The sequence below is a fragment of the Lysinibacillus telephonicus genome (assembly GCF_003966145.1).
Classification (GTDB): domain Bacteria; phylum Bacillota; class Bacilli; order Bacillales_A; family Planococcaceae; genus Ureibacillus; species Ureibacillus telephonicus.
Genome location: NZ_RXNR01000115.1, coordinates 1 through 6,881, shown reverse-complemented (window position 1 = coordinate 6,881; position 6,881 = coordinate 1). Strand labels below are relative to the sequence as shown.

Sequence of the window (6,881 nt, the reverse complement as noted above, 5' to 3'; positions counted from 1 at the left end):
GTTTTCTGCGCCGAAAGCGAAGCGACAGGCGCAAAATAACTTCCCCATTAGTACAGTACTTTTTTAGTTTTTTTAGCCCTTATCGTAGTCTCACAAGTGAGACTACATCGTTTTCTGCGCCTAAGCTATGCGCAACTGGCGCAATATAAATCCCTCATTAGTACAGTACTTTTTTAGTTATTTTAGCCCTTATCGTAGTCTCATAAGTGAGGCTACATTGTTTTCTGCGCCTACGCATGCGCGACTGGCGCAATATAAATTTCCCTTTCATGATTTTACGGGCGCGAAATACATTTATATTATTTGCGAGACCGATATATGGAAAGGCATTGACGTTAGTTACACTCATTCATGATTCAATTGAATTGAAAGAAGTCCGTATGGTGGTTCCATCTTTTTATTTTTGGGATGGAGGATGGAACGTTATAAAAGTTTACATAAATCTGGCTCATACATTAAAAGCCTCTCTGTACGATGATCGAGTTAAAATTGATAATAATCTAGCAGAAAATGCAATTCGCCAAATGTAATTGGATGAAAAACTAGCTTTGTTAGTGCACTGGTGCAAAGGCAAACGTCATTTGTTTAAGTTTAACGAAAACTGCAAAAGAAAACGGCATCGTTTTTTATCAATATTTGGTGAAGATAATAACGGACCTACCAAGTTTACCGATTCTCCGCAGCCAAAAATTCCACATTATTACATGCCTTGGTCGAAAAATGAGTAACATGTGCAAATTAGAAACAATAAAAAACCTCCTTACACTTGTAAGGAGGACATAAAAGTTACAGTTAAAATTGAAAGACTTCTACTTGTTGGATAACTGGATTTAATACAGGCACGCGGTAGTGAGTTCGATTCGTTAAATCAACTAAACTTAAATAATGGTTTATACCAGCTCCTGTATCAATGCCAATTTTTTTCGCTTTTTCCCAAAGCATTCCTACTGGGACATCTAAACGATGAGTTGGTGTATGACCAAATATAATAGTTGCGTCTTCCTGTATATTTTCACTAAAAAAAGGTTCTCTTATTGTAAGTAAATCTTCTTCATGTTGTTCATGTAACGGGATGCCTGTCCGTATTCCGGCATGAACGAAAATGTATGGAGGTCTTTCAATAAAAAGAGGAAGGTTTTTTAAAAAATCGGACCAATAGCTCCATTTCGGACTCCCAGATTCGATATCCACAATTGCACATTTTTCATGGTTCCCCATAATAGCATTAGCTCCATTTTCAACATATTGTTTTACAGCTTGTAATGTTCCTTCGCTATTTGGTCCTTTATCGATATAATCTCCGACAAAATAAAGTTCATCTTTATTTGGCTCATACTCGGCAAAATGCAATAACGCTTGTAACGCTTCAAGATGTCCGTGAATGTCGGATATGGCCAAAACTCTATTCATAATTCGCCTGCTTTCTTATTTCAAAACTCCCATATTATTACCAAAACTTGTTGCTTTAGAAAAAAGGAATGTTTGTTGAGGTTCAAATGCAACCTTTACTGCTTGATTTACCTCGAATCGTTCTTTACTTAATGCAGAAATTCGTCCACCTGCTGTTTGTAAAATAATGCGCCATTTCTGTCCTTCATATATAACATGTGTAACCTTCGCATCAATTGTATTTGCATTATTACTATCTTCCATATGTTTTAGAATACGAAGTGCATCAGAATCAACAACAATAACTGCATCACTGCTCATCGATAATTGCCCTATACCTGAAATGATCGATTCACCAACTTTAGCAGTTGTTTCGGTTAATGGGGTTGCTGTTATTCTATTTGTCATTCCAAGAAGTCCTGCGACCCAAAGAGATGCTGGATTTTGACGAACCTCCTCGGGTGTGCCAAATTGCTCAATACGTCCTTCACGAAGGATTAAAATTCGATCAGCTAACGAGTATGCTTCTAATGGATCATGTGTTACATGTAAAACTGTTGTTCCAAATTGACGCAATAAGTAAGAAAGCTCTGTTCGCATTTCAAACCTCAATTGCATATCAAGATTTGAAAGAGGCTCGTCCATTAAAAGAAGTGAAGGATTTGTTGATAATGCACGCGCAATTGCAACACGTTGTTGCTGACCACCTGAAAGCTCGCTTGGATATCGATTTTCTAATCCATTTAGTTGCAATAAATTAAACAAAAAATTTTGCTTTTTGAGTAATTCAAACTTGTCTTCTTTACGAATTTTTGAACCGTAAAAAATATTTTGTAGCACTGTCATATGAGGCCATAACGCATAATCTTGAAACACCATATTAATGCCACGTTTTTCAGGAGGTACTATATGCTTTACAGACGAAATAACGTTCCCATTCAATGTAACTTGACCAGAATCCAACGTTTGTAATCCTGCTACAATTTGCATTAAAGTAGATTTTCCACAACCTGAAGGTCCTAAAATACTAACAATTTCGCCTGTTTCAACTGTAAAACTAACATCGTTGATTGCTTGAAAATCTTTAAATTTCTTTGACACGTTTTGAATCTTTAAAGACATGGGACTTCTCCTTTTTTGCTAGGTTAAGAAAGTAATCTATTCCCTTTTCTACAAACCATTTAAATGTCATCATGAAAATAATAATGATTGTACCGCTTGTTATTGTTGCAGCTGTTGCAAAACCATAATTTAAATCTTCAAAAGCTTTATTGATGGCAACAGGTAAAGTAACAAAATTTGGCGGATACAAAATTGATGTAATCGCTAAGTCAAAAATACTCGTTCCAAATGCAGTAAGCCCAGCTGTTAAAAGCGACGCTCGCATTAAAGGAAGTAAAATTGTAAATATTCGGCGAGTCAATGACGCTCCTTGAATTGATGCTGATGCTAATAAACTAGCAGGAATCTTTGTCATAGAGCTAATCATTAATCTAGCTGCAATTGGTATGGCTCCTGCAACACTTGCTAGAACTAAAATAGCCGGTGTGCCATATAAATGAAGGTGTATATGCTCCAGAAATGGCTGATTCCAAATGAAAATATACCCAATACCTAGGACTACGCCTGGTACAGCCAATGACACGACTGATAACGAGTCGATAAATGAACGGTATTTAAAATCCGTAAAGATAAGGACATATCCAATCCCAATGCCCACAATTAATCCAATAACTCCTGCAAGTGCAGCTATGGTTAACGAGTTTTTCAAACCTTCTAATATTGTAGAGTCAATATTTAATAACTCTTGATAATTTTCAAGTGTAAAATTACTGATCGTTATACCACCACCGATAGAATCCATAAACGATACGATAATACTACTACCAATTGGTATTCCAAGTGCGATTAGTAAAAAGCCGATATTAATGAAATCGTACAACCAACTATTTTTTGTTTTTAATGGATTTGTACGAATCGCACGTCCAGAAATTGTAGAATAGTTTCCTTTACGTAATATCCAAAGTTGGAAAAGCATGACGAAGACAATAATGGCTACTAGATAAAAAGAAAGTATCCCAGCCATATCGTAACGAATAGGTGCTGTATAAAGAGCAGTATAAATTGAATATGATAACGTCGGGAAACTATATACGGCCGCTAGCGAGGCAGGTAACCCAAAGTCACCAATTGTATCCATAAATATTAACGCTGCCCCTGATAGAAGGGCAGGAATGACTAATGGAATTTGAATCGTCCTTAGCGCTCTCCAACTCGTCGCTCCATTTAAACGAGCAGCATCATTAAAGTAAGATACATTCCATTCTAGTGCAGCTGTTACTGCTAAATAAGCATATGGAAATTTACATAATGACATAATAAAAATGAGTCCCATCGGTTGAAACACAAAATCATTTACCCACGGCAAGCCCAATATATGATTGGCAATCCCATTTCCGTTTGAAAAAAGAACCCAACCTTGCGCGATAATGAAGGAAGGTAAAATAAGAAGCGCCCAAGCGGTAAAATCAAGTAAAATAGCTGTATAAAAAGATCTAGATTTCCTCATGATAGCCAAAGCAGTACCTATAACGGTTCCGAGAACTGCTGTTCCAGCTCCAAGTAGTAAAGAATTCGATAAAGACTTACTCCACAATTTGCGCTCAAATATTTCAAAAACTAATCCAAACCCTTGGAAATCAAGTTTTCCGAAAAAAATTCCTGGTAGAACGATTTGAATTAACACTGCAGCAAGTGGCAATAGTATAAACAATATTAATATAAAGACAACGCCCCACCCTAGTACTGTTGGTGCGCTGGGTTTTTTAGTGAGTTTTAGCATAACGTCTTTAATACCTCATCTATAAGACATGATAAATGAACGTACACTTTTCTATCTATATATAAATCATGGAGGAAAAAAGATGATAGAAAAGTGCTTGTTCATGCAAACTTAAAGAATGTATAAGTAATATAAAGTTTACTTATACATTACCTAAGCAATTATTGTACAGATTGATCAGCAAACCACGATTTGATTTCCGCTTCATTTTCAGCAGCAAGTTCAGGATCAGCAACTAGAAGAGGAGCATTGGCATCGCGTTCTTTTGGACTTGCAACATCTTTAACTGATGAAGTGTAGTAACCTTCAACACCAGCAGCGACCATTTCATCTTGTGTTTCTTTTTCCAGTAAGAAATTAATAAATGCTTTTGCAACCTCAGCTTGATCTGTATCTTTACTTATTGCTGCATAACGAACAGATGCTGGTGCACCTTCTTCTGGCCAAACAATTTCTATTGGCTCTCCGTCTTGCTTCATTTTATAAGCGTTGGATTCTTGTAAAGCAGCGACCTTTAAGTCTCCAGCAAGTAATGCCTCCACAATGTTAGGGTTTTTTGGATATACTTTTGCTCCATTATTAAATAGTGAAGCAAAGTATTCCTTACCACCGTCCATACCTAAATCTTCAAAGAACCATGAAACAAAAGGAAATGCAGGAGCTGCAATAGATGGATCAGCCATACCGACGATATCTTTAAATTTTGGATCAGCTAAATCTGCCCAAGTTTTTGGTGCATCTTCTGCTGAAATTTCGTTTGTGTTGTACACGAGTATCCCTGCAGCATGTGCACCTGTTGGATAGTAAGCTTTATCTTCTGGTAGAAGAGAAATACCAAAATCATTTAAGTTTGCTTCATTTTCTAAGGCTAAATCTTTAAGAAATATTCCTTCTTGATCCCAACGTGAAAACGATGCTTGTCCATCCATCCACACAACGTCCCAGTTAGGGTTTCCCTTTTCAGATTCAATACGTGATTGAATTTCTGCACCGTTTCCTGCAACAAGTTCAATATCATAACCTGTTTCTTCTTCAAATAACGGTTCAATTAATTCATCGAAATCATTTAAGTAGACTACTAGTGGCTCTGTTTGTTGTACTTCTTCAATTGTAGTTATTTCTTCAGTTGGCGTAGTGTTTGCAGTTGCTTCGTTCGTTTTTGATTCATCTCCTGAAGAACATGCGGCTAAAAATAGAGCAGTAAAACCAGTTAATGCAAATAATGATTTTTTCATTGTTCTACCTCTTTCATAATTTTTTGAACAATGTAAGCATATCGTTTCGCATTTAATAGAATGTGAAGGGATTGTTAAGAAAGGGTTAAATAATATCTAATAATATTGATTAATAAATAGATTTTATCTATATTTTGAGTGAGGTGATATAGTTTGAATTTACAGCAGCTAAAAGTATTTGTTTGTACTGTTCAAAGTGGCAAGCTAAGTATTGTAGCAAAACAGTTAAATATAAAACAACCAACAGTAACCTTTCATTTAAAGGCATTGCAAGAGCATGTAGGAGTGGCACTTTTTGAGGATCATAGCGGCAAACAGTGGATTTTAACTGATGCAGGAAAAGACTTTTATCATTATGCACAACAAATAGTTAGCCTTGTTCATGAATCAGAACAAGTAATGGAACAGTATCGCTTGAATAAAAGAGGGAAGCTGCAATTAGGGGCAAGTGAAACAACTGCTTCATACATATTGCCTCCTTATTTAGCTCAATTTCAAAAAGAGCACAATCAGGTATATATATCGCTTATTGTAAATAAAGCACCGATTATTTTAGAAAAGGTTAAAAATTTTGAGTTGGATTTTGGTGTAATCGCATATGGAGACTTATATGATCCAGATTTAATGATCGTGCCAATTATGGAAGATGAATTAGTATTGATTATGTCAAACGATCATCCTCTATGTAAAAAGGAGAACGTTGCACCTTATGAATTAACACGTTATCCATTTATTTTGCATGAGAAAAAAGCAGTTAGTCACCAACTAGCTGAACAATGGATGTACCAAAACAAAGTGGATTTAAATATTATTATGGAGATCGGATCAATACAAACAATTAAAGAAGCGGTGGAATTAAATATTGGAATTGCCATTTTGCCAAAATTAAGTGTTGAAAAGGAAATGAGAGAAGGACGTTTGTTTGTAAAGCCATTACCGAATTATGTGAATGAACGACATATTTACCTCATTTATCGTAAAAAGCAGCATTTTACCCCAATGATGAAAGTATTTATTGAATATTTAAAGACTTCTTTTAAGGCAATGTAAAATAAAAATAGAATAGCTTTTTAAATTTGCCTACCTTATTACACGAAAAGATTTTATACGATAGTGATTGTTTATTAGTAAAAAGCAGCAGCCTGGCGCTAATAAATAAAAAGGTATCATCATTGGCTTAGTCATGTGAAGTATTTTATATACGTTTTCTGAAATTGTAAAAGAGCAATAATTTTCTAATCAATTACCGCCCCCCTCTCATACCTCAACAATCAAATATATATTCGATTAAGTCAAAATAAACAATCATGAGTTTTTTACACCCAACCCTGGCATGAAAATAAGTACCTTCGGTTCATAATGGTAATGACACAAACAGGATGTAAGACGTGGCTTTTTTTGGTGGCTTTGACCCT

General features: G+C 35.6%; 6 protein-coding genes. 2 read left to right on the top strand and 4 right to left on the bottom strand.

The annotated features are described in order from the left end of the window. The first annotated feature begins 269 nt into the window (after positions 1 to 269). Positions 270 to 530 (top strand): hypothetical protein, encoded by a 261-nt coding sequence (locus tag EKG35_RS20045; protein WP_185807841.1) that lies wholly within the window; start codon positions 270 to 272, stop codon positions 528 to 530. A 262-nt stretch (positions 531 to 792) separates the two neighbouring features. Here EKG35_RS20045 and EKG35_RS20040 read toward each other — a convergent pair whose 3' ends face one another. The 4 genes from EKG35_RS20040 to EKG35_RS20025 all read right to left on the bottom strand — a co-directional run bounded on the left by EKG35_RS20040 (position 793) and on the right by EKG35_RS20025 (position 5,466). After that, on the bottom strand, positions 793 to 1,410 hold the full coding sequence (locus tag EKG35_RS20040; RefSeq protein ID WP_126296317.1) for a metallophosphoesterase: 618 nt from the start codon (positions 1,408 to 1,410) through the stop codon (positions 793 to 795). A 15-nt stretch (positions 1,411 to 1,425) separates the two neighbouring features. Further along, positions 1,426 to 2,511, bottom strand: a complete 1,086-nt coding sequence (locus EKG35_RS20035) for an ABC transporter ATP-binding protein (protein WP_126296316.1) — start codon at positions 2,509 to 2,511, stop codon at positions 1,426 to 1,428. Further along, positions 2,474 to 4,231 (bottom strand): ABC transporter permease, encoded by a 1,758-nt coding sequence (locus EKG35_RS20030; RefSeq protein ID WP_126296315.1) that lies wholly within the window; start codon positions 4,229 to 4,231, stop codon positions 2,474 to 2,476. The genes EKG35_RS20035 and EKG35_RS20030 overlap by 38 nt, the downstream gene beginning before the upstream one ends. Positions 4,232 to 4,392: 161 nt before the next feature. Beyond that, the gene (locus tag EKG35_RS20025; RefSeq protein ID WP_126296314.1) at positions 4,393 to 5,466 is read right to left on the bottom strand and encodes an extracellular solute-binding protein; all 1,074 of its coding nucleotides are present in this window, start codon (positions 5,464 to 5,466) and stop codon (positions 4,393 to 4,395) included. Between the two features lie 153 nt (positions 5,467 to 5,619). On the opposite strand from EKG35_RS20025, the gene EKG35_RS20020 reads away from it, so the two are divergent. Then, positions 5,620 to 6,516: a LysR substrate-binding domain-containing protein gene (locus tag EKG35_RS20020; protein WP_126296313.1), complete on the top strand. Its 897-nt coding sequence runs from the start codon at positions 5,620 to 5,622 to the stop codon at positions 6,514 to 6,516. Positions 6,517 to 6,881 lie beyond the last annotated feature (365 nt).